22 protein-coding genes are annotated in these 19145 nt (G+C 69.3%); 8 read left to right on the top strand and 14 right to left on the bottom strand.

The window, feature by feature from the left end; all coding sequences use genetic code 11:
• Positions 1–115: 115 nt before the first annotated feature.
• Genes ACAG26_RS18255 through ACAG26_RS18240 form a run of 4 tightly spaced genes read right to left on the bottom strand, consistent with a single transcriptional unit; the run spans position 116 to position 2149 of the window.
• Positions 116–550, bottom strand: coding sequence for a VapC toxin family PIN domain ribonuclease (locus ACAG26_RS18255; RefSeq protein WP_370484476.1), 435 nt, complete (start codon positions 548–550; stop codon positions 116–118).
• Positions 547–813, bottom strand: coding sequence for a CopG family transcriptional regulator (locus ACAG26_RS18250; protein ID WP_370484475.1), 267 nt, complete (start codon positions 811–813; stop codon positions 547–549). Before ACAG26_RS18250 ends, ACAG26_RS18255 begins: the two co-directional genes overlap by 4 nt.
• Before the next feature lie 38 nt (positions 814–851).
• Complete coding sequence (locus tag ACAG26_RS18245; RefSeq protein ID WP_370484474.1) at positions 852–1541, bottom strand: hypothetical protein; 690 nt, start codon at positions 1539–1541, stop codon at positions 852–854.
• The gene (locus ACAG26_RS18240) at positions 1538–2149 is read right to left on the bottom strand and encodes a hypothetical protein (RefSeq protein WP_370484473.1); all 612 of its coding nucleotides are present in this window, start codon (positions 2147–2149) and stop codon (positions 1538–1540) included. The genes ACAG26_RS18245 and ACAG26_RS18240 overlap by 4 nt, the downstream gene beginning before the upstream one ends.
• A gap of 60 nt (positions 2150–2209) precedes the next feature.
• On the opposite strand from ACAG26_RS18240, the gene ACAG26_RS18235 reads away from it, so the two are divergent.
• The gene (locus tag ACAG26_RS18235; protein ID WP_370484472.1) at positions 2210–4201 is read left to right on the top strand and encodes a M13 family metallopeptidase; all 1992 of its coding nucleotides are present in this window, start codon (positions 2210–2212) and stop codon (positions 4199–4201) included.
• A gap of 108 nt (positions 4202–4309) precedes the next feature.
• Here the strand turns inward: ACAG26_RS18235 and ACAG26_RS18230 are convergent, their stop codons facing one another.
• The 4 genes from ACAG26_RS18230 to ACAG26_RS18215 all read right to left on the bottom strand — a co-directional run bounded on the left by ACAG26_RS18230 (position 4310) and on the right by ACAG26_RS18215 (position 7654).
• Complete coding sequence (locus ACAG26_RS18230; protein WP_370484471.1) at positions 4310–5341, bottom strand: L,D-transpeptidase family protein; 1032 nt, start codon at positions 5339–5341, stop codon at positions 4310–4312.
• A 140-nt stretch (positions 5342–5481) separates the two neighbouring features.
• Entirely contained in the window at positions 5482–6717 is a 1236-nt protein-coding gene (locus tag ACAG26_RS18225; protein ID WP_370484470.1) for an MFS transporter, read from the bottom strand.
• A gap of 70 nt (positions 6718–6787) precedes the next feature.
• Entirely contained in the window at positions 6788–7078 is a 291-nt protein-coding gene (locus ACAG26_RS18220) for a metal-sensitive transcriptional regulator (RefSeq protein WP_370484469.1), read from the bottom strand.
• On the bottom strand, positions 7079–7654 hold the full coding sequence (locus ACAG26_RS18215; protein ID WP_370484468.1) for a DUF305 domain-containing protein: 576 nt from the start codon (positions 7652–7654) through the stop codon (positions 7079–7081).
• Positions 7655–7731: 77 nt separating this feature from the next.
• Between ACAG26_RS18215 and ilvD the strand changes: the two genes are divergently transcribed.
• The gene (gene ilvD, locus ACAG26_RS18210; protein WP_370484467.1) at positions 7732–9450 is read left to right on the top strand and encodes a dihydroxy-acid dehydratase; all 1719 of its coding nucleotides are present in this window, start codon (positions 7732–7734) and stop codon (positions 9448–9450) included.
• Between the two features lie 134 nt (positions 9451–9584).
• Here ilvD and ACAG26_RS18205 read toward each other — a convergent pair whose 3' ends face one another.
• Together ACAG26_RS18205 and ACAG26_RS18200 are read right to left on the bottom strand one after the other, a co-directional pair.
• Complete coding sequence (locus tag ACAG26_RS18205; RefSeq protein ID WP_370484466.1) at positions 9585–10028, bottom strand: SPW repeat protein; 444 nt, start codon at positions 10026–10028, stop codon at positions 9585–9587.
• Positions 10029–10157: 129 nt separating this feature from the next.
• Positions 10158–10817, bottom strand: a complete 660-nt coding sequence (locus tag ACAG26_RS18200) for an O-methyltransferase (protein WP_370484465.1) — start codon at positions 10815–10817, stop codon at positions 10158–10160.
• Between the two features lie 156 nt (positions 10818–10973).
• Here ACAG26_RS18200 and ACAG26_RS18195 point away from each other — a divergent pair, with 156 nt between their 5' ends.
• Positions 10974–11129: a metallothionein gene (locus tag ACAG26_RS18195; RefSeq protein WP_370484464.1), complete on the top strand. Its 156-nt coding sequence runs from the start codon at positions 10974–10976 to the stop codon at positions 11127–11129.
• 57 nt (positions 11130–11186) lie between these two features.
• Here ACAG26_RS18195 and ACAG26_RS18190 read toward each other — a convergent pair whose 3' ends face one another.
• The 3 genes from ACAG26_RS18190 to ACAG26_RS18180 are packed head-to-tail and all read right to left on the bottom strand — an operon-like array spanning position 11187 to position 13312.
• Entirely contained in the window at positions 11187–11681 is a 495-nt protein-coding gene (locus ACAG26_RS18190) for a TIGR04338 family metallohydrolase (protein ID WP_370484463.1), read from the bottom strand.
• Positions 11678–12427: a DUF2786 domain-containing protein gene (locus ACAG26_RS18185; RefSeq protein ID WP_370484462.1), complete on the bottom strand. Its 750-nt coding sequence runs from the start codon at positions 12425–12427 to the stop codon at positions 11678–11680. Before ACAG26_RS18185 ends, ACAG26_RS18190 begins: the two co-directional genes overlap by 4 nt.
• A 45-nt stretch (positions 12428–12472) precedes the next feature.
• The gene (locus ACAG26_RS18180; protein ID WP_370484461.1) at positions 12473–13312 is read right to left on the bottom strand and encodes a lysophospholipase; all 840 of its coding nucleotides are present in this window, start codon (positions 13310–13312) and stop codon (positions 12473–12475) included.
• Here ACAG26_RS18180 and ACAG26_RS18175 point away from each other — a divergent pair.
• A complete protein-coding gene (locus ACAG26_RS18175; RefSeq protein ID WP_370484460.1) occupies positions 13260–14339 on the top strand; it encodes a sigma-70 family RNA polymerase sigma factor in 1080 nt (359 codons plus the stop codon). The two genes, ACAG26_RS18180 and ACAG26_RS18175, sit on opposite strands and share 53 nt — an antisense overlap.
• Here the strand turns inward: ACAG26_RS18175 and ACAG26_RS18170 are convergent.
• Entirely contained in the window at positions 14336–15469 is a 1134-nt protein-coding gene (locus ACAG26_RS18170) for a dihydrodipicolinate reductase (RefSeq protein ID WP_370484459.1), read from the bottom strand. The genes ACAG26_RS18175 and ACAG26_RS18170 overlap by 4 nt on opposite strands.
• Before the next feature lie 72 nt (positions 15470–15541).
• On the opposite strand from ACAG26_RS18170, the gene ACAG26_RS18165 reads away from it, so the two are divergent.
• From ACAG26_RS18165 to ACAG26_RS18150, 4 genes are all read left to right on the top strand, one after another.
• Positions 15542–16381, top strand: coding sequence for a MarR family transcriptional regulator (locus ACAG26_RS18165; RefSeq protein WP_370484458.1), 840 nt, complete (start codon positions 15542–15544; stop codon positions 16379–16381).
• A gap of 72 nt (positions 16382–16453) precedes the next feature.
• The gene (locus ACAG26_RS18160; RefSeq protein WP_370484457.1) at positions 16454–17194 is read left to right on the top strand and encodes a glucose 1-dehydrogenase; all 741 of its coding nucleotides are present in this window, start codon (positions 16454–16456) and stop codon (positions 17192–17194) included.
• Between the two features lie 68 nt (positions 17195–17262).
• A complete protein-coding gene (locus tag ACAG26_RS18155; RefSeq protein ID WP_370484456.1) occupies positions 17263–18387 on the top strand; it encodes an NDMA-dependent alcohol dehydrogenase in 1125 nt (374 codons plus the stop codon).
• A 35-nt stretch (positions 18388–18422) separates the two neighbouring features.
• Entirely contained in the window at positions 18423–19145 is a 723-nt protein-coding gene (locus ACAG26_RS18150; protein ID WP_370484455.1) for a pirin family protein, read from the top strand.

Here is a 19145-nt window from a genome sequence, read left to right as displayed (position 1 = left end):
CTACGTAGAGACGAGGACCGGGGCACAGCCCCCCAACCCCTTGACAAAAACCCCTTACGAAGGTGTCCCCGGCCGCCACACCGGGCAAATTTCCGGTTCTGCGCACGTTCGCCGATCAGAGATCGTCGGGCAGGAGCCGGAAGGCGCCGTGGCCAGTCAACGGCCGGATGGCGCGAAAGTCGCGGCGGTCCAGCGTTAACACCACGTCGGTACGGTATTCGGCGGCCAGCACGACGGCGGCGGCGTCAGCTAGATCCAGATCCAACTCGACGTACCGGCGGCGGACCGCCAATGTGTTGCGCAGCAGTCGCGGAGTCGTCTCGACGATCGCGACGCGACTCGATTCGGCGCGAGCGACAACGGTGCCCAGGATGGCATCGGCGGCGCGCCGATCGGCGCGGATGCTGGCGACCTGATGGGCCTCAACGAGGGCCAGTGGGCTCACGACCAGCAGACCGCAGGCGTCGGCCGCGGCAACCGTCTGGGTGTGCTCGGGGTCGGCGCGGTTGAAAAGGGCCAAGAGCCCCGAGGTATCGGCGATCGCGATCACCGATACGCCTCGGTACGCTCCCCTTTCGATTGGGCCGCCCGCCCAAGTGCAGTGTGGACGTCGTCGCTGGTCAGCGGCCCGCCCAAGTCGACGGTTTCGTCGTCGCGGACCAGCGGCTCGTCCCACACCCGGGCGCCGAGGGCGGCAAGCCGGATGCCCTCGCGCAGTATCTCCGCTTCGGGAACACCACGACGCGCGGCCGCTTCCTTGATCAAGGCCAGGTCTGCTTCATCCGCATACACGTTGGTCCGCTTCATGGACATGTACCAACCCTAGCGTATGTACCTGTTGGGCGGCAGCCTCAACGCTGGTTGATCGGCGACACATCGAGCACCAGCCACTGCCCGTCGCGCTTGGTCAACGCCACCCGCAGCGCCACGACCGCCTGATCGGGCGGCTGGCCCGGGGCGTTCTGGGTGACGCGCAGCACGGTGGTCACGGTGCCCATCGACGGCCCCAACGCCTCGACACCGGCCGACAGCGTCAGCGCCTGCGCCGTCACGTTGCGGTGCGCCAGATCGGCGGAGGACTGGGCGACGTTCTGTTTGAATGCCCCGGCCCGCTCCGGCACCATCAGCGCCGCAGCCTTCTCGGCGGCGCCGGTCGGGTTCTGCGGGGTAAACGTCGCGGTCGCTTCGGCCATCGTGGTAGCGATCTGCACCACCTGCGCCGCATCGCGGGTGAACTCGCGGTCCGGTTCGGTCCAGCGCTCGTACCCGACCACCACCGCGGCGACCAGCGCCGCCGTGCACAGCGCCACCACGGCCAGCCGCAGGCCCGGCCCGTCGTCGTCGGTGCCGACGGTCACCGAGTCGCGGCGCAGCAGCCAGAAGTTGATCGCCACCGCCTCGAGCACCAGCAGCACCAGCACCGAGCACGCCGACACCCACCACCACGGCCAGCCGAGCACCACCCCGATCGCCAACAGCGCGGCCACCGCGGCCAGCGGGGCGGCGATGTCGAACGCCACCACCCGCCAGAGGTTTCTCATCGGATGGACCCCAGCCGCGATATCAGCAGCTTGCCGTCGACGTCGGCGACGTCCAGGCGCAGATTCCAGTGCACCGTCTGCGGCTTGCCGCTGACGTTCTCGGCGACCGAGGTGGCCACCAGCAGCACGGTGTCGACCCGGCTGGCCACTTCGGGCAGCGGGTCATCGCGCGGCCGGGCAGCCGGCCGCGCATCGGGGTCGTGGTGCACCGATTCGATCGCCACCGACTCGACCTGCCCAACGCTGTGCGGCTTGAGCTTCTGCACGACTTGGCGATAGGACTGCATCGCCGAGACGAACTCCACATTGAGCTGGCCGACGGTGCCCTCGTGCAGCCGCCGCAGGTCGGCGTCGACGGTGTCGATGTTCATGTTGATCAGCACCCCGGTCCACTCGACCGCGGCCGCCAGCACCCGGGTTTGGTGGTCGCGCTCACCCACGTTGTCGCGATGGACCGACCAAAGCAGCAAACCCAGCGCCAGCGCGGCGACCGACAGCACACCCAGCGCCGCCGACGCGACGCCGTACCCGGAGAACACCCGACCGTCCGAGGATGCGTCGTCGTCGGGATCGGTGTCGGCTGACGCGCTCGGCTCCGGGTCGGACATGGCTGGAGGGTACCTGCCGAGCCCGGCGCATCAGTGCCCCGCCGTGGTAAGGATGGGAGCGTGACGCCACAAGCCTTGCGCTCGGGGATCGACCTGAGCTACGTCGACGCCGATGCCCGTCCCCAAGACGACCTGTTCGGTCATGTCAACGGCCGCTGGCTGGCCGACTACGTCATCCCCGCCGACCGGGCGACCGACGGCGCGTTCCGCACGTTGTTCGACCGCGCCGAGATCCAGGTGCGCGACCTGATCACCGAGGCCGCGGAATCCGGTGCCGCCGCCGGCACCGACCGGCAGCGCATCGGCGACCTGTATGGCAGCTTCGCCGACGAGCAGGCGGTGGAAAACCGCGGCGTGCAGCCGTTGCTCGACGAGTTGGCCGCGATCGACGCCGCGGCGACTCCGGAGGAGTTGGCGGCGGCGCTGGGCGGCCTGCAACGCACCGGGGTGGGCGGCGGGGCCGGGCTCTACATCGACACCGACTCGAAGAATTCGTCGCGCTACCTGGTGCATCTGACCCAGTCCGGGCTCGGGTTACCCGACGAGTCCTACTACCGCGAGCCGCAGCACGCCGAGGTGCTGGCCGCCTACCCGAACCACATCGCGGCGATGTTCGCCCTGGTCTACGGCGGTGGCGCCGACGACCACGCCGACACCGCCGCCCGGATCGTCGCGCTGGAGACCAAACTGGCCGCCGCCCACTGGGACGTGGTCAAGCGCCGCGACGCCGAACTCGGCTACAACCTGCGCACCTTCGCCGACCTGCCGGCGCAGGCCCCCGGATTCGACTGGGCCGGGTGGGTGACCGCGCTGGGCACCAGCCCGGACGCGGCCCCCGAACTGGTGGTGCGCCAACCCGACTACCTGACCGCGTTCGCCGCGCTGTGGTCCGGGGAAGACCTGGCGGACTGGAAGCGCTGGGTGCGCTGGCGGGTGATCCACTCCCGCGCGGCACTATTGACCGAGGCGCTGGTCGCCGAGGACTTCGCGTTTTACGGTCGAACCCTGACCGGCGCCGAACAGATCCGCGATCGCTGGAAACGCGGCGTCGGGCTGGTCGAGGGCCTGATGGGTGACGCGCTGGGCAAGCTGTATGTCGAGCGGCATTTCCCACCCGAGGCCAAGGCCCGGATGGATGTGTTGGTGGACAACCTGCGGGAGGCCTACCGGGTCAGCATCACCGACCTGGACTGGATGACACCGGCCACCCGGCAACGCGCCCTGGCCAAGCTGGACAAGTTCACCGCCAAGATCGGCTACCCGACGAAGTGGCGGGACTACTCGGCGCTGCGGATCGACCGCGCCGACCTGTACGGCAACTACCAACGCGGCTACGCGGTCAACCACGACCGCGAGCTGGCCAAGTTGGGCGGCCCGGTGGACCGCGACGAGTGGTTCATGACCCCGCAGACCGTTAACGCCTACTACAACCCCGGCATGAACGAAATCGTCTTCCCGGCAGCGATTTTGCAGCCGCCGTTCTTCGACGCCGACGCCGACGACGCCGCCAACTACGGCGGGATCGGGGCGGTGATCGGCCACGAGATCGGGCACGGGTTCGACGATCAGGGCGCCAAGTACGACGGCGACGGCAACCTGGTCGACTGGTGGACCGACGACGACCGCACCGAGTTCGGGGCGCGCACCAAGGCGCTGATCGAGCAGTACGAGGCCTACGTGCCGCGGGCGTTGGCCGACGGCAATGGCCACCACGTCAACGGCGCGTTCACCGTCGGGGAGAACATCGGTGATCTGGGCGGATTGTCGATCGCGCTGCTGGCCTATCAGCTGTCGTTGGGCGGTCGGGAGGCGCCGGTGATCGACGAATTGACCGGCGTACAGCGCGTTTTTTATGGTTGGGCGCAGGTGTGGCGCACCAAATCCCGTGACGCCGAAGCGATCCGGCGGCTGGCCATCGACCCGCACTCACCGCCGGAGTTCCGCTGCAACGGCGTCATCCGCAACGTCGACGCGTTCTACGAGGCGTTCGAGGTGGCTGAGGCCGACGGGCTGTACCTGGAGCCGGACCGCCGGGTCCGCATCTGGAACTAACGGTGCGACCGCCGAGTCTGGAACTAACCGTGCACCCGCCGAGATCGACGTGAGCGCGGTGTCCTCTCGGGTTTTCTCGCGCTGTGGTCGATCTCGGGGGCCTCGGCGTTAAATCTGCCAGTCGTTGGAGCCGTCGTTCTTGGTGTAGCTGCCGACGGAGTTCTTCACCACGACGGGGTCCCCGCTGCCGAAGTTGTCGTAGAACCACTTCGCGTTGGCTGGCGCCAGGTTGATGCAGCCGTGGCTGACGTTGCGCTTACCCTGGTCGCCCACCGACCACGGCGCGCTGTGCACGAAGCCGCCGCTGTTGTCGATGCGCACGGCGTCGTTGACCGTCACCTTGTAGCCGTAGGTCGAGTTGACCGGCACCCCGTAAGTCGAGGAGTCCATCACCACCGTGGGCATCTTTTCCAGCACGTAGTAGGTGCCGTTGGGGGTCTGGTGGTTACCGGCGGCCATCCCCATCGACATGGGGAAGGTCTGCTCCACCTTCCCGTTGCGGGTGATGGTCATCTGGTGGGTGGCGTCGTCGGCGGTGGCGACCAGCGCGTCCCCGGTGTGAAAGTCCGACTGGGTGCCGGCGGCGTCGATGTGCACCGCGGTGTGGGCGGGCCACAGGTTCAGCGGGCGCCACCGCAGCTGGGTGGGGGTCATCCAGTAGAACTTGCCGGGCACCGGCGGCACCGAGGAGATGTGGATCGCCTGTTCGGCCATCGCCTGGTCGGCGATCGGCCGCTGGAAATTGATGATGATGGGCTTGGCCACCCCGACCATCGAGCCGTTGACGGGGTTGAAGCTGGGTGGCAGGAACGGCGGCTCACCGGTGAACGGCGCCGGGTTTTGCCCGGCGACCGGCCCACTCGCGGCGGCCGCAGGCGGCGGCGCCAGCGGGTCAGCCGGCGGGGGCACCGCCAATGGATCGGCTGGCGGCGGCGCCAGCGGGTCGGCCGGCGGGGGCGCCGGCGGCTCGGGCGGCGGGGGCATGTCGTCCGGTGCCGGGTCGACGGCCGCCGGGTCCGCCGGGGGCGGCGGAACGTCGTCGGGATCGGCCCACGCTGGACCAGCACCAAGCGTGAGCACGGCGGCCAGTCCGACCGCTCCCAGCGCGGCGGTGAACGTACCCGTCGTCCATCGCGACATGTGATTACCTCCAGTCACAAACTCAAACCAGTGTTGCACAGCACGCACCCCAGCTACCGGTCCCGACGTGGCTGGGCACCGCGAATCCGCCGGGTACAGGCCGCTGAACTGCTGTGTTAATCGCCGGACAGTGGCCAACGTTACGGTTGGTGACTGGGCGAGGGAACTTCGAACAGCCGCCGGCCCGCCGCCATCCCGGCCAGCGCGGCCCCGACCAGGACCGCCGACGCCGCCAGCATCACCGGTACGCCGGCGCGTTCGTAGAACAGCCCGCCCAGCAGCGAGCCGGCCATGATGCCGACCTGAAACGCCGCCACGTACAGCCCCGACGCCCCGTCCGGGTCGTCCGGTGAGGTGCGCATGGCCGCCGACTGCAGCATCGGCGAGACCGCCATCGCCATCGCCCCCCACAGCACGATGGCGGCGGTGCCGATCAGGGCGGTGACCACCGAATGCCGCGCGCCGAACGCCAACACCGTCAAGACAATGAACGCCATCATCAACGCCGCCATGCACACATTGACCGCGGCCTGGGGCTGGCGGTCCAGCGGCCGCGCGACCAGCGGCATCGCCACCAGGCCGGCGACGCCGAACGCGGCCAACAGCCAGGCCAGGTTGGGCCCGTGCACACCGACCACGTCCCGAATGATCACCACGATGAAGGTGTAGGAGATGAAGTGCCCGGCAACCGCGGTCAGGGTCAGCCCGCTCAGCGCGAGCAACCGGTTGTTGCGGTGATGGCGGGCCCGCCCGCCGACGGCCGCCCGCTGCTCGGCGCTGAGCACCATCGCCGGCAGCACCAGCCAGGCCGCGACGGTGACCGCCGCGGCGGCCACGGTGACCCCCACCACCGCCAGGCGCCAGCCCCACAACAGGCTCATCGCCGCGGTCAGCGGATTACCCAGCACCAACGCCAGGCTGGTGCCCACGTAGATCGCGGTGGTGGCCCGCCCGGAGTGGCTGGCGGGTACCAAACGGGCCGCGATCGGCGCGATCACCGACCACATCAGCCCGTGGGTGATGGCGCACAGCACCCGCGCCCCGGTGAGCACCGCGAAGTTGAGGGCCGCCGCGGAGATGGCCTGGGAGACGGTCAGGCACACCAACGTCAGCAGCAGCGTGCGGCGTCGCGGCCACTGCGCGGTCCACCGCACCAGCGGAATGGTGGTCACCGCCGCCACCAGCGCATACCAGGCCAGCAGGGTGCCGACCAGGGCCTCGCTGACGTGCAGGTCACGGGCGATCGCCGGCAGGGCGCCCACCGGCACCGTTTCGGCGGTGACATAGATGAAGGCCGCCGCGGCCAAAACCGTCAACTGCACAGCGACCCGCGGTGTCCACGGTCCGCTGCGAGCACTTCCGGTTTCAATAGCCATGGTGTGGGGGCAGCGCTGAGTGGCCTCTAACGCGTGCCCCCACCGTAGCGGCTACCTCGCCCGGCGCCGCTCAGGACCGGACAAGTCGGGCGATCGCGGCCGAGGCTTCGGCGAGCTTGGCGTCGGCTTGGGCGCCGCCCTCGGCGACCGCGTGGCTCACGCAGTGCCCGAGATGCTCGTCGAGCAGATTCAGCGCCACCGACCGCAATGCGCTGTTGGCCGCGCTGATCTGGGTGAGGACGTCGATGCAGTACTTGTCCTCCTCGATCATCTTGGCGATGCCACGCACCTGGCCCTCGATGCGGCGCAGCCGCTTGGCGTAGTTGTCCTTCTGCGGCGAATATCCGTGTGCGGTGGTCATCTACCCTCCCAGCATCTGATTCATCTGATCGACCTCGGCCTGCTGGGACGCGACGATGGCGTTCGCCACCGCGGTGACGTCGGTGCTTTGGCCGTGGCTGAGTTCGGTTTGCGCCATGGTGATGGAGCCGCGATGGTGCGCGATCATCGACTGCAGCCACAACGTGTCGAACTCCGCGCCGGACAGGGTCTGCAATTTGTCCACGGTGCCCGGATCGACCATGCCGTCCATCGGGATACCCGGCTGCGCGCCCGGGTTCAGGTCCCACTGGATCAACTGCGCCCGGAAACCTTGGATCACGGCCGGCTGCTGATCGGAGATGTTCGCGGCGAGCGCGGTGAGCTGGGCATTGCTGGTGCGGGTGGGCGCCATCGCCGCCAACTGCACCGCCTGCTGGTAATGCGGGATCATCTTCTGCAGGAACGCGACGTCGTCGGCGTTGTGCGCCGGCGCCGACGAGGCCGCCGTCGTCGACGTCGCGTCGCCCCGGTGCTCGGCGGGCGTGCCGCAGGCGGCGACGCCGGCGGTGGCCAGGGTGACGGCCACCGCGGCGAGACGGGCGAGGATCGACGTCATGACGCCACTGTAGCGCATACCCCTGTAGGGTATCTAAATCGTTTTGCCCGGCTAACCGGCCCAGGCATACTGGCACGGTGACAGCTGGGACTCCCGAGGCCGCATCGACCGTCGACATCAAACCCCGCAGCCGCGACGTTACCGACGGGCTGGAGAAGGCGGCCGCGCGCGGCATGCTGCGCGCGGTCGGGATGGGCGACGACGATTTCGCCAAACCGCAGATCGGGGTGGCCTCGTCGTGGAACGAGATCACCCCGTGCAACCTGTCGCTGGATCGGTTGGCCAAGGCCGTCAAGGAGGGAGTGTTCGAAGCCGGCGGCTATCCGCTGGAGTTCGGCACCATCTCGGTGTCCGACGGGATCTCCATGGGCCACGAGGGCATGCACTTTTCGCTGGTGAGCCGCGAGGTGATCGCCGACAGCGTCGAAACCGTGATGCAGGCCGAGCGGCTGGACGGGTCGGTGCTACTGGCCGGCTGCGATAAGTCGCTGCCGGGCATGCTGATGGCCGCCGCCCGGCTGGATCTGGCCGCGGTGTTCCTCTACGCCGGATCGATCCTGCCCGGCCGGGCGAAACTGTCCGACGGCACCGAACGCGACGTCACGATCATCGACGCGTTCGAGGCGATCGGGGCCTGCGCCCGCGGGCTGATGCCCCGCGAAGACGTCGACGCCATCGAGCGGGCCATCTGCCCGGGCGAGGGCGCGTGCGGCGGCATGTACACCGCCAACACCATGGCCAGCGCCGCCGAGGCGCTGGGCATGTCGCTGCCGGGCAGCGCCGCACCCCCGGCCACCGACCGCCGCCGCGACGGCTACGCCCGGCGCAGCGGTCGGGCCGTCGTCGAGTTACTGCGCCGCGGGATCACCGCCCGCGACATCCTGACCAAAGAAGCCTTCGAAAACGCGATCGCGGTGGTGATGGCGTTCGGCGGCTCCACCAACGCGGTGCTGCACCTGCTGGCCATCGCCCACGAGGCCGGGGTGGCGCTGTCGTTGGCGGACTTCAGCCGGGTCGGCGCCAAGGTGCCGCACCTGGCCGACGTCAAACCCTTTGGCCGCCACGTCATGTTCGACGTCGACCGGATCGGCGGCGTGCCGGTGATCATGAAAGCGCTGCTGGACGCGGGCCTGCTGCACGGCGACTGCCTGACGGTGACCGGGCAGACCATGGCCGAAAACCTGGCGCACATCGCTCCGCCGGATCCCGACGGCAAGGTGCTGCGGGCGCTAAGCGACCCGATTCACCCGACCGGCGGCATCACCATCCTGCACGGCTCGCTGGCCCCGGAGGGGGCGGTGGTCAAGTCCGCCGGCTTCGAGAAGGACGTGATCGAGGGGACGGCACGGGTTTTCGAGCGGGAGCGCGCCGCGCTGGACGCCCTGGAGGACGGCACCATCACCGCCGGTGACGCGGTGGTGATCCGCTACGAGGGCCCCAAGGGCGGGCCCGGGATGCGGGAGATGCTGGCGATCACCGGCGCCATCAAGGGCGCCGGGCTCGGCAAGGACGTGCTGCTGCTCACCGACGGCCGGTTCTCCGGGGGCACCACCGGGTTGTGCGTCGGGCACGTGGCACCCGAGGCGGTGGACGGCGGCCCGATCGCCTTCCTGCGCGACGGCGACCGGATCCGGCTCGACGTCGCCAACGGCACCCTGGACGTGCTGGTCGATGAGGCGGAATTCGCCGCGCGCCGCGCCGGTTTCACGCCGCTGCCGCCGCGCTACACGACCGGGGTGCTGGCCAAATACGTCAAGCTTGTCGGCTCGGCCGCGGTCGGCGCGGTCTGCACGTAGACCGCGGGCGGGCGCGCTGCGCGCGCGTTGAGATTGCGTCGGTGGTCGTGCTTTTTCGAAATCCACGACCCTCGACGCAATCTCAACGTCGTCCCTGGGCGCTGGTGTGTCCGTTGACCAGACCAAGTGACCCGCTACGCGTGCTCGGTCACCTCGCTACGGGCCCGCGTCCCGAAATACACCGCGGTCAGGCCCAGTGCGGTGAGCAGGCCGCCCGCGATCACATTCGACCAGATCATGCCGGCGGTCGGCGAGACCCCGGACAGGACCCACGGCGAGATGACGAGCCAGAGACCGAATACCGGCAGTGTCCAGGTCATGCCGTGGGTGCGGTCCAGCGCCGAGGCGAAGCAAAACGCCAGCACCGTGACCGTGATCCCGACAATCAGATCGTTGCGAGCGAGCTCCCTGGTGGCGCTGAATCCAACGATCCAGGGCGAGAGGGCCGCGTACACGCCGGTCAACAACGTCAAACCGAAGGTGAACTGGGCGGTCATCGACTCGGCCGCCCGGTCGTAGTTCGCCCGGAGAGCCAACAAATCCGGGTGGTGATCAATTGATGAATGGACTGTACTCATTTCGCAACCTTTCTGTTACGCAGCAAGCAGATTGGTGCTCGCTGCACCCATCCATCTGCTGCAAGGTTACGCTCGCCGCTTCGCCGCCAGCAACGAAAATCGACCGGCCCCGAGGCCGCCGACCTGGGCTTATTGCACCACGGCCAGGGCGAAGCCGTCCCAGCCTTTGACCCCGACCGTCTGAATGGTGGCGGCCTGCAGCCGGGGGTGCTCCCCCATCGCAACCAGCGTGTCGTGGCTGGCCCGCGCCGTCGGGTCGTCGCTGGCCGGTTCGAGCACCGCGCCGTCGCGAATGACGTTGTCCACCACGATGACCGACCCCGGGTGACTCAACCGGACCGCCCACTGCAGGTAGGCCAGGTTGTTCTCCTTGTCGGCGTCGATGAACACCAGATCGAAGGACTCGCCGTCCAGCGTCGGCAGCGTGGTCAGGGCGGCGCCGACGTGCACCTGCACCCGGTCGGCCACCCCCGCCCGCTCCAGATTGGCCTTGGCGACCTCGGCGTGCTTCGGTTCGTATTCCAGAGTCACTACGGCGCCCCCCGGTCCGACGGCGCGCGCCAACCAGATCGTGCTGTAGCCGCCGAGGGTGCCGACTTCCAGGATGCGTTTGGCACCCACGGCCGTGGCCAGCAGATTCAAGAACTTGCCCTGCTGCGCCGAAACCGCGATGGAGGGCAAACCCGCCGCCGCGCTGGCCCGCAACGCCTCAGCCAATGCCGGGTCGTCGCCCACCAATGTGCGGTCCAGCAGGGCATCGACGTCACGGGGGGTCGCTTTTTCGGTCATGCCGTCAACGCTAACGCCTCGCCCCATCCCCCGCGACTGCTTAAATCCAAGGCTTTACTCCATACCCCTATGGGGTATACAGTCGGAGCTGGTTGTACCGCAGCGGCCATAACCAACCCGAGATATCCAGATCCCCCCCGGGGGCCGACCAAGGAGATGCCGCCGATGAGCAGCTACGAACAAGGAACCGTGTTGACGTGCACCCATGAAGGTTGCGGGTGCCGGGTCCGCATCGAAGTCGAATGCCACTGCACCGAGTCCAGCGACGCCTACCAGTGCACCTGCGGCGCCGACCTCGTCCCCGTCAGCTGACGCGCTCAAACCCCAAGCCGCCCAGGCTTACCCGACGGTAAGCCTGGGCCACGGGTGCTAGCACACCCCTACTTTGGCGTACACCACCCGCAGCACGTGGCCGACTTCGGCGCCCATCACCAACTCGGCCAAGGTGCACAGCGTCGCGACAAACTGCGGCCCGTGCGCCGGGTGCGCGTCGCACAGGTGATGCGCGACTTCGTGTAGCACCACCAGTTCGCGCATCGCCCACCCGGCGCCGTGTCCATCCGGCACCGCGATGACGCCCGGGGGCTCGTAGTGGGCCGCGGTGGCACCCCGGCGGGCACGGACCGTCAGCGCCGCCACCGCTGGCCAGCGTTGCCGCACCGCCGGCAGCGCCAGCACGTCGTGGACGTAGCGCTGCACCGCGGCCACCGAGCCGAATCGGGCTTCGGGCGGCAACGTCAGCTGGGTGCCGAAGAACTCGACGACGGGCGCACCGTGCTCGGCGGCCCGATCGAACAAGGTCCGGACGAATTCCTCGGCGGCGTAGACCTTGGCGCGCTGCGCGTCGCGTTCCGGGCCGGTCACCGGTCCAACGCGGTGCGCGCCGCCGACAACTCCGGGTCGTGGCCCAGCCGTGCCCGTCGACCGGCCCGGTCTCCGGCCCGGCGTGCCGCCGAGGAATACCCGGCCGAGGCGCGGCTGGCCCGCCAGGTCCCGCGCGCCTTCGACGCGCTGCGGTAATAGTCGTGCAGCTCGATCTCCTTGTCGCGCAGCGCGACAGCGGTCCCAGGTGGGCGGCCCCGGTCCTGGGTGGCTTCGCGTTGCGCCTCATCGCGGGCTTCGGCCAGCCGCTGCCCGATCCGCGCACCGAACGCCAGCTGGAAGTTCAGCCGGGCGGTGATCGTCGGGGTGGGGCGATGCGCACCGGAGCCGATATAGGCATCGGAGGCCCGCACCATCTGGACCACCAGGCTGGCGTACAGCGCGTGTGAGGCGTCGATATCTTCGGCGAACCCGTAGGCGTAGACGAAGGTCGAGTTCGACGCCACATCGCAGCGCACGTCGTTGGCCGCGGCGATCACCACGAACAACTGCACATAGGTCCGCAGGCCTTTGCTGCCGGCGGCGCCGATGGTGATGGTGCGCTGGATGGGCCGCTGCGCCGGCGACCGCTGGGCGCCGTGCGCGCGGGCCACCGCCAGGTCGATGGAGGTCGCGGTGGCGAGCCGCTGCGCGGCCGCCAGGAAGGCCTCGGCCTCGTGCAGGTTGTCGGTACCTTCGGCTTGGCGCAGCAGCGCGGCGATGCGCGCCAGCATCTTGTCGTCGGGCATACCGGCCAAGCTAGCCGACCGCCCCGACGGCGCGCCGACCTCAGTTCACAGCCTGGCGTCGATCCAGGACACGACGTCGTCGAGCACCTGGTCGCGCTCCGGCTCGTTGAACACCTCGTGATACAGCCCCGGATAGATCTTGAGCTGCACCTCGGTGGACACCGCGCAGGCGACCAGCCGGCGGCTGCCCTCCACCGGGATCAGCCGGTCCTCGCCGCCGTGCACCACCAGCAGCGGCGCGGTCAACGCCGCCGCCCGCCCGGGCATGGCCTCCCCGACCCGCACCAGCGCCCGGGCCACCCCGGCGGGCACCTTACCGTGATGGACCAGCGGGTCGGTGTCGTAGGCGGCCACCACCGCCGGGTCGCGCGACACCGCCGACGAATCGAGTTGCTGCACCGGCAGGCCCGGGGCGATCACCCCGAGGACCTTGGCGGCCACCACCAACGGCGCCGGCACCTGGGACTGGGCCGCCACCGCCGGGCCGGACAGCACCATCAGCTGGTAGTCCTCCGGGTAGTCGACGCCGTAGGCGAACACGATGGCGCCGCCCATGCTGTGCCCGAGGACGATCCGGGGAAGACCCGGATGGTCGGCGGCGGCGATGCCGACCAGGGTGCGGAAGTCACCGGTGTACTCCGAGATGTCGCTGACCCGGACGCGTTTGCCCCCGGAACGGCCGTGGCCGCGGTGGTCCAGCGCGTAGGTCAGCAACCCGGCAGCGCCGAACCGCTGCGCGACGTGGTCGTAGCGGCGGGCGTGCTCACCGAAACCGTGCGAGAGGATCAGCACCGCCCGCGGCGCGGTGTCGGGGGTCCAGACGTCGTAGACGATGCGGACGCCGCCGACACCGTCGAAGCTGCGTTCGACCCGGGTGGTAATCATGTGGTCGAAGCGTAACCGCCCACGCGTCGCCGTTCTGCGTAAGCTCGGTCGGGTGAGCCTGCCGGCCGAATCTCTCGACGCCGCCCAGGGCACAGATTTTTCCGCCCGCGTCGAACCGTTCCGACGTGAACTGCTTGCGCACTGCTACCGGATGACCGGGTCGCTGCACGACGCCGAGGATCTGGTGCAGGAGACCTTGCTGCGGGCGTGGAAGGCCTATGACCGGTTCGAGGGCCGGTCGTCGCTGCGGACCTGGCTGCACCGCATCGCCACCAACACCTGCCTGACCGCGCTGGAGGGTCGGCAACGTCGGCCGCTGCCGACCGGGCTGGGCGCCCCCAGCGCGGACCCGACCGCGGAGTTGGTGCAGCGCACCGAGGTGCCGTGGTTGGAGCCGCTGCCGGATCCCGTCGACCCGTCCGAGGTGGTGGGCACCCGGGAGTCGGTGCGGCTGGCGTTCGTGGCGGCGCTGCAGCACCTGTCCGCGCGCCAACGCGCGGTGCTGGTGCTGCGGGATGTCCTGGGCTGGAAGGCCGCCGAGGTGGCCGGGGCGATCGGGGCGTCCACCGCCGCGGTCAACAGCCTGTTGCAGCGGGCCCGCGCACAGCTCGACGTCGTCGGCCCCAGCCCGGACGACCGGCTGCAACACCCGGACTCCCCGGAGGCCCAAGACCGGTTGACGCGCTACATCGCCGCGTTCCAGGCCTACGACATCGACGCGCTGGTGCGGCTGTTCACCGCCGAGGCGATCTGGGAGATGCCGCCGTTTACCGGCTGGTATCAGAGCCGGCGGGCGATCGCCACGCTGATTCAACAGCAATGCCCCGCCCAGGCGCCCGGGGATATGCGGCTGCTGCCGGTGACCGCCAACGGCCAGCCCGCGGCGGCGATGTACATGCGCAGCGGGGATATCCACCTGCCGTTCCAACTGCAGGTGCTGGAGATGGGGCCCGAGGGGGTATCGCACGTGGTGGCCTTCCTGGACACCACGGTGTTCCCCAAATTCGGCCTGCCCGCCGCGCTTTAGAACAGCCGGCTGTCCGGGGGCGGGCCGGGCACCGGGCGGACCAGGCCCGCGCCGGTGACCAGCGGCAGGTCCAGCGCCGACAGCAGCCCGGGCGCCGCGGCGCACACCGCCGGGATGGCATTGACCATCCGGCACGCCCCGGCGATGCGGGCCCCCAGATCGTGATCGTGGTCATCGGCCAACTCCAACTCGCAACGCACACTGGGCGATCCGTCGATTTCGACCCGGTAGACGCCGCGCCCCGACGCCGCCCCGAAGCCGAGGTCGCGCGGCGCAATCGAAATCTGCGGTTGCGGCCAGTCCGGGGCGATGTCGTCGCGCATCCGGGTGACGTGGTCGACGACGAACGTCGGTGTGCCGTCGACGTATCCGGTCAGCACCGAGCGCATCGCCGCGATCGTCCCGGCGTCGATATGCCCGGTGGGGGTATCGAACGCCTCGTCGGCGGCGACCCGCTCGACCCGCTCCTCGACGTCGTCGATCCGCACCCCCAGCCCGGCGGCGAGTTGGTGCAGCACCGGCCCCCACCCGAAGGTGAAGACACCGGGGGCGGCGGCGATCGGGGTGGCCTCGGGCGGCTTGCCAAAGCCGAGGATGTCGTAGACCGCGACCGGATCCGGGTAGGTGGCGTAGTTGAACATCTCGGTCACCCGCACCGACGTGATCGACCTCGCGACACCGGAAAGCACCAGGGGCAGCACATCGTTGGCGAAACCGGTATCGATGCCGGTGGTGAAGAACGACGCGCCGCCGGTCAGCGCGGCCTCGCGCAGCGGCTCGGTGAGCGCGGCGTCGACGGCGTCGGGAAACACCAGCGGCACCACCGAGCAGGACACCACGTTCTTGCCGGCGCGCAGGAGCGACGCCATGTCCTGCACGGCCTCCAGCGGGCGCAGGTTGGCGGCCGCGGCATAGACGACCGCGTCGGTGTCGCCGGCCAGCAGCGCGGCGGGATCCTGGGTCGCGACCACGCCCACCGGGTCCGCCCCGCACAGCTCCCCCGCGTCGCGACCGGCCTTGGTGTCGCTGTGCACGACGAGGTCGACCAGCTCCAGCTCCGGGTGGTCGATCACCGCGCGCAACGCGATGACGCCCATCGAGCCAGGACCCCAGACACCGACTTTGATCACCGATACTCCTATTATTAGGACACACTGTGAGATAATTTGGACGAATCGTAGGGTGGGCTTCCGGAGTCGTCAATGGTGAAATCCCCGCCGACGCGGCGCGTGGTGGCGGTGTTGACCGCGCTGGCCGCCGCGCCGCACGGCCAGACCTCGGCCGAACTCGCCCGTGGCTGCGGCATCACCACGTCGACGTGCGCGCTGCTGCTGGCCGAGCTGGAACACGCCGGCTGGGTGGGCCGCCGCGACGACCGCCGCTACGTGCTGGGCAGCGGATTGTTCGGGCTGGTGCACGGGCTGCGCACCCAGTTTCCGCTGCTGGACCGCGGCCGCGACGCGCTGCTGTCCTTGCACCGCACCCTGGGCGCGGCCTGCTCGATGTCCAAGATCGGCGACCGCAACCTGGTCACCGTCGACGCGGTGGGCCACGCCACCGAGGGCGAGCACGCCGTGGGTCAGCGCTTCCCGATCGACCCCCCGTTCGGGCTGGTGGCGATGGCCTGGCGCGATGAGGCCGCCGTCGACGCGTGGCTGCGCGGGGTGACGCCGCGGCTGACCACGGCCGACCTGGACCGGCACCGGGCGGTGCTCGCCGCTATCCGCGACCGCGGCTACGGGGCGTGGCGGTTCGACGAGACCCACGCCGGCCTGCATGATCGGCTGGCCACCGTGCTGGCGTCGATGGAGCCCACCGCGCAGCTCACCCGTCAGCTCAGCGCCCTGATGACGATGGTGACCCTGCGCTCGGTCACCGACACGCTGGAAAGCGACTTGCCGGCCGCCGAGTTCGTGGTGGTACCGATCTTCGGCGACGACGGCCAGCCGGAGTATCAGATCGAGATTCACCTGGGCCGCACCGAGGGTCTCACCCTCGGTGAACTCGACGCCGCGCTCGCCGCGGCAACGGCCCGCTTTTAGCGCCGAGTGTGCGGTTGTGTCACGCTTCTGCCGGCATAGCGTGCGTCAAGTCCACACCCGGCGGAGGAAGGCATGAGCAGAGTCGACGGCAAGGTCGCGGTGATCAGCGGCGGGGCCCGCGGGATGGGCGCCGCGCACGTCCGGGCGCTGGCCGCCGAGGGCGCCCGGGTGGTCATCGCCGACATCCTGGACGCCGAGGGCACCAAACTCGCCGACGAGCTCGGCGACCGGGCCCGCTTCGTCCACCTCGACGTCACCCAAGCAGATCAGTGGGCGGCGGCGGTCGCCACCGCCGTCGAGCAGTTCGGCAAACTCGACGTGTTAGTCAACAACGCCGGCATCGCCAGGTACCAGACGATCGAGAACTTCGACCTCAAGCAGTGGCAGCAGGTCCTCGACGTCAACCTCACCGGCACGTTCCTGGGGATGCACGCTGCGGTGGCGCCGATGAAGACCGCCGGGGGCGGATCCATCATTAACATTTCGTCGGTGGAGGGGATGCGCGGCAGCCCCGCCCTGTACGGGTACGTGGCGTCGAAGTGGGGGGTGCGCGGCCTGGCCAAGGCCGCCGCCGTGGAGCTGGCGCCGCACGGCATCCGCGTCAACACCGTGCTGCCGGGCCTGGTCCGGACCCGCATGACGATCGCCATCCCCGACGACTCGCTGCAGATCCCGCTCGGTCGCGGAGCCAAGCCCGCCGAGGTGTCCAGCACGGTGGTGTTCCTGGCCTCCGACGAGTCCGGCTACATGACCGGCGCCGACCTGGTGGTCGACGGCGGATTGTCGGTGGGCATTCCGCACAAGATGAACTAGCGGACCATTTCCGCAGCTAGTGCCACTAATTGACACCCGTTCTGGAACGTGTTCTATGATCACGGGTCATGAAGACCAAGGGCGCATTGCTGTGGGAGTTGAACTCGCCGTTCAAGGTCGACGAGATCGACCTGGGCGATCCGGTGGACGGCGAGGTTCAGATCCGGATGCATGCCGCGGGCATGTGCCACTCGGACTACCACCTCACCACGGGCGCCACCCCGATCGGGCTGCCGGCGCTGGGCGGCCACGAGGGCGCCGGCGTCATCACCAAGGTCGGCAAGAACGTGACCGGCCTGGCCGAGGGCGACCACGTCATCCTGGCCTTCATCCCGGCCTGCGGCGGCTGTCCGCCGTGCCTGAAGGGCTTCCGGTCGCTGTGCGATCGCGGTGCGATGCTGCTGGGCGGCAAGGCCATCGCCGACGGCACCAGCCGGATCCACGCCGGCAGCCACGAGGTGTCGCCGATGAACCTGTTGGGCACCTTCGCCCCGTACATGACCGTGCACCAGGACTCGGTGGTCAAGATCGACCCGGACATCCCGTTTGAGTCCGCGGCGATCATGGGCTGCGCGCTGCCGACCGGGTTCGGTTCGGCCACCAATGTCGCCGAGGTGCAGCCCGGCGAGACCGTGATCATCGTCGGCGTGGGCGGTATCGGCATGAGCGCCCTGCAGGGGGCGGTGCTGTCCGGGGCGCGGCACGTCATCGCGATCGACCCGGTGGAGTACAAACGCGAGCAGGCCATCAAGTTCGGCGCCACCCACGTCTACCCGTCCATGGCCGAAGCCATCGCGCCAATCATCGACCTGACCTGGGGCATCATGGCGCAAAAGACCATCATCGCGGTCGGCGAGATCCGCGGCGAGATGATCGAAGAGGCGATGACGCTGACCGCCAAGACCGGCACCTGCGTGGTGACCGGCATGGGCGCCATGACCGACGTCGACGTGAAACTCAACCTGTTCCTGTTCACGATGTTGCAGAAGACGTTGAAGGGCAACATCTTCGGTGGCGGCAGCTCGCACATCGAGACGCCGCGGCTGGTCGGCCTGTACAAGTCGGGGCTGCTGAAGGTCGACGAGATGGTGACCAAGACCTACAAGCTCGACGACATCAACGACGGCTACCAGGACATGATCGACGGCAAGAACATCCGCGGGGTCATCACGTTCGACGAGTCCGACTGGTAATTCCGCGGCGGTGCGACTCGGCTTAGCCTAGAGCCATGAGCACCGTCGACGTCCGGCGCGCCGCGGACCGATCCGCCACCACCACCTCGTGGCTGAACTCGCGGCATTCGTTCTCGTTCGGCGACCACTACGACCCGCACAACACCCACCATGGGCTGTTGATGGTCAACAACGACGACATCGTGGCGCCACGCACCGGCTTTGACACCCATCCGCACCGCGATATGGAGATCGTCACCTGGGTGTTGCGCGGCGCGCTGACCCATCGCGACTCCCTCGGCAACTCCGGGGTCGTCTACCCCGGTCTGGCTCAACGCATGTCCGCTGGGACCGGCATCCTGCACTCGGAGAAGAACGACTCCGCCGACGAGCCAGTGCATTTCGTGCAGATGTGGGTGGTGCCCGACGAGCCCGGCGGCGATCCGGGATATCAGCACGCCGAGGTCGACCAGGACCTGGCCGGCGGCGGCCTGGTACCGATCGCCTCGGGCATCCCCGGCCGCGACGCCGCCATCACCATCGGCAACCGACGGGCCGCGCTGCACTGCGCCCGGCTGTCGGCGGGCGACGGCGTCGCGTTGCCGGAGGCCCCGTACCTGCACCTGTTCGTCACCCGGGGCGAACTGGCCCTGGAGGATGCGGGCGAGTTGTGCGAAGGTGACGCGGTGCGATTCACTGCCTGCGACGGTCGACGGGTCAGCGCCGTGGGCCCCGCGGAGATCCTGGTTTGGGAGATGCACGCGAGGCTGGGCGGCTAG

It is taken from the genome of Mycobacterium sp. pUA109 (assembly GCF_041287095.1).
In the GTDB taxonomy this organism is placed as follows: Bacteria; Actinomycetota; Actinomycetes; order Mycobacteriales; family Mycobacteriaceae; genus Mycobacterium.
This window is presented reverse-complemented; position numbering and strand designations above follow the sequence as displayed.

Coding starts and splice junctions, on each gene's coding strand:
- ACAG26_RS18150 (WP_370484455.1), top strand. CDS start 18,423: ATGAGCACCGTCGACGTCCGGCGCGCCGCGGACCGATCCGCCACCACC.
- ACAG26_RS18160 (WP_370484457.1), top strand. CDS start 16,454: ATGAGCAGAGTCGACGGCAAGGTCGCGGTGATCAGCGGCGGGGCCCGC.
- ACAG26_RS18215 (WP_370484468.1), bottom strand. CDS start 7,654: ATGACGTCGATCCTCGCCCGTCTCGCCGCGGTGGCCGTCACCCTGGCC.
- ACAG26_RS18185 (WP_370484462.1), bottom strand. CDS start 12,427: ATGCCCGACGACAAGATGCTGGCGCGCATCGCCGCGCTGCTGCGCCAA.
- ACAG26_RS18195 (WP_370484464.1), top strand. CDS start 10,974: ATGCCGCCGATGAGCAGCTACGAACAAGGAACCGTGTTGACGTGCACC.
- ACAG26_RS18220 (WP_370484469.1), bottom strand. CDS start 7,078: ATGACCACCGCACACGGATATTCGCCGCAGAAGGACAACTACGCCAAG.
- ACAG26_RS18240 (WP_370484473.1), bottom strand. CDS start 2,149: ATGTCCGACCCGGAGCCGAGCGCGTCAGCCGACACCGATCCCGACGAC.
- ACAG26_RS18155 (WP_370484456.1), top strand. CDS start 17,263: ATGAAGACCAAGGGCGCATTGCTGTGGGAGTTGAACTCGCCGTTCAAG.
- ACAG26_RS18225 (WP_370484470.1), bottom strand. CDS start 6,717: ATGGCTATTGAAACCGGAAGTGCTCGCAGCGGACCGTGGACACCGCGG.
- ACAG26_RS18250 (WP_370484475.1), bottom strand. CDS start 813: ATGTCCATGAAGCGGACCAACGTGTATGCGGATGAAGCAGACCTGGCC.
- ACAG26_RS18175 (WP_370484460.1), top strand. CDS start 13,260: ATGCGGACGCCGCCGACACCGTCGAAGCTGCGTTCGACCCGGGTGGTA.
- ACAG26_RS18180 (WP_370484461.1), bottom strand. CDS start 13,312: ATGATTACCACCCGGGTCGAACGCAGCTTCGACGGTGTCGGCGGCGTC.
- ACAG26_RS18230 (WP_370484471.1), bottom strand. CDS start 5,341: ATGTCGCGATGGACGACGGGTACGTTCACCGCCGCGCTGGGAGCGGTC.
- ACAG26_RS18205 (WP_370484466.1), bottom strand. CDS start 10,028: ATGAGTACAGTCCATTCATCAATTGATCACCACCCGGATTTGTTGGCT.
- ACAG26_RS18200 (WP_370484465.1), bottom strand. CDS start 10,817: ATGACCGAAAAAGCGACCCCCCGTGACGTCGATGCCCTGCTGGACCGC.
- ACAG26_RS18245 (WP_370484474.1), bottom strand. CDS start 1,541: ATGAGAAACCTCTGGCGGGTGGTGGCGTTCGACATCGCCGCCCCGCTG.
- ACAG26_RS18165 (WP_370484458.1), top strand. CDS start 15,542: ATGGTGAAATCCCCGCCGACGCGGCGCGTGGTGGCGGTGTTGACCGCG.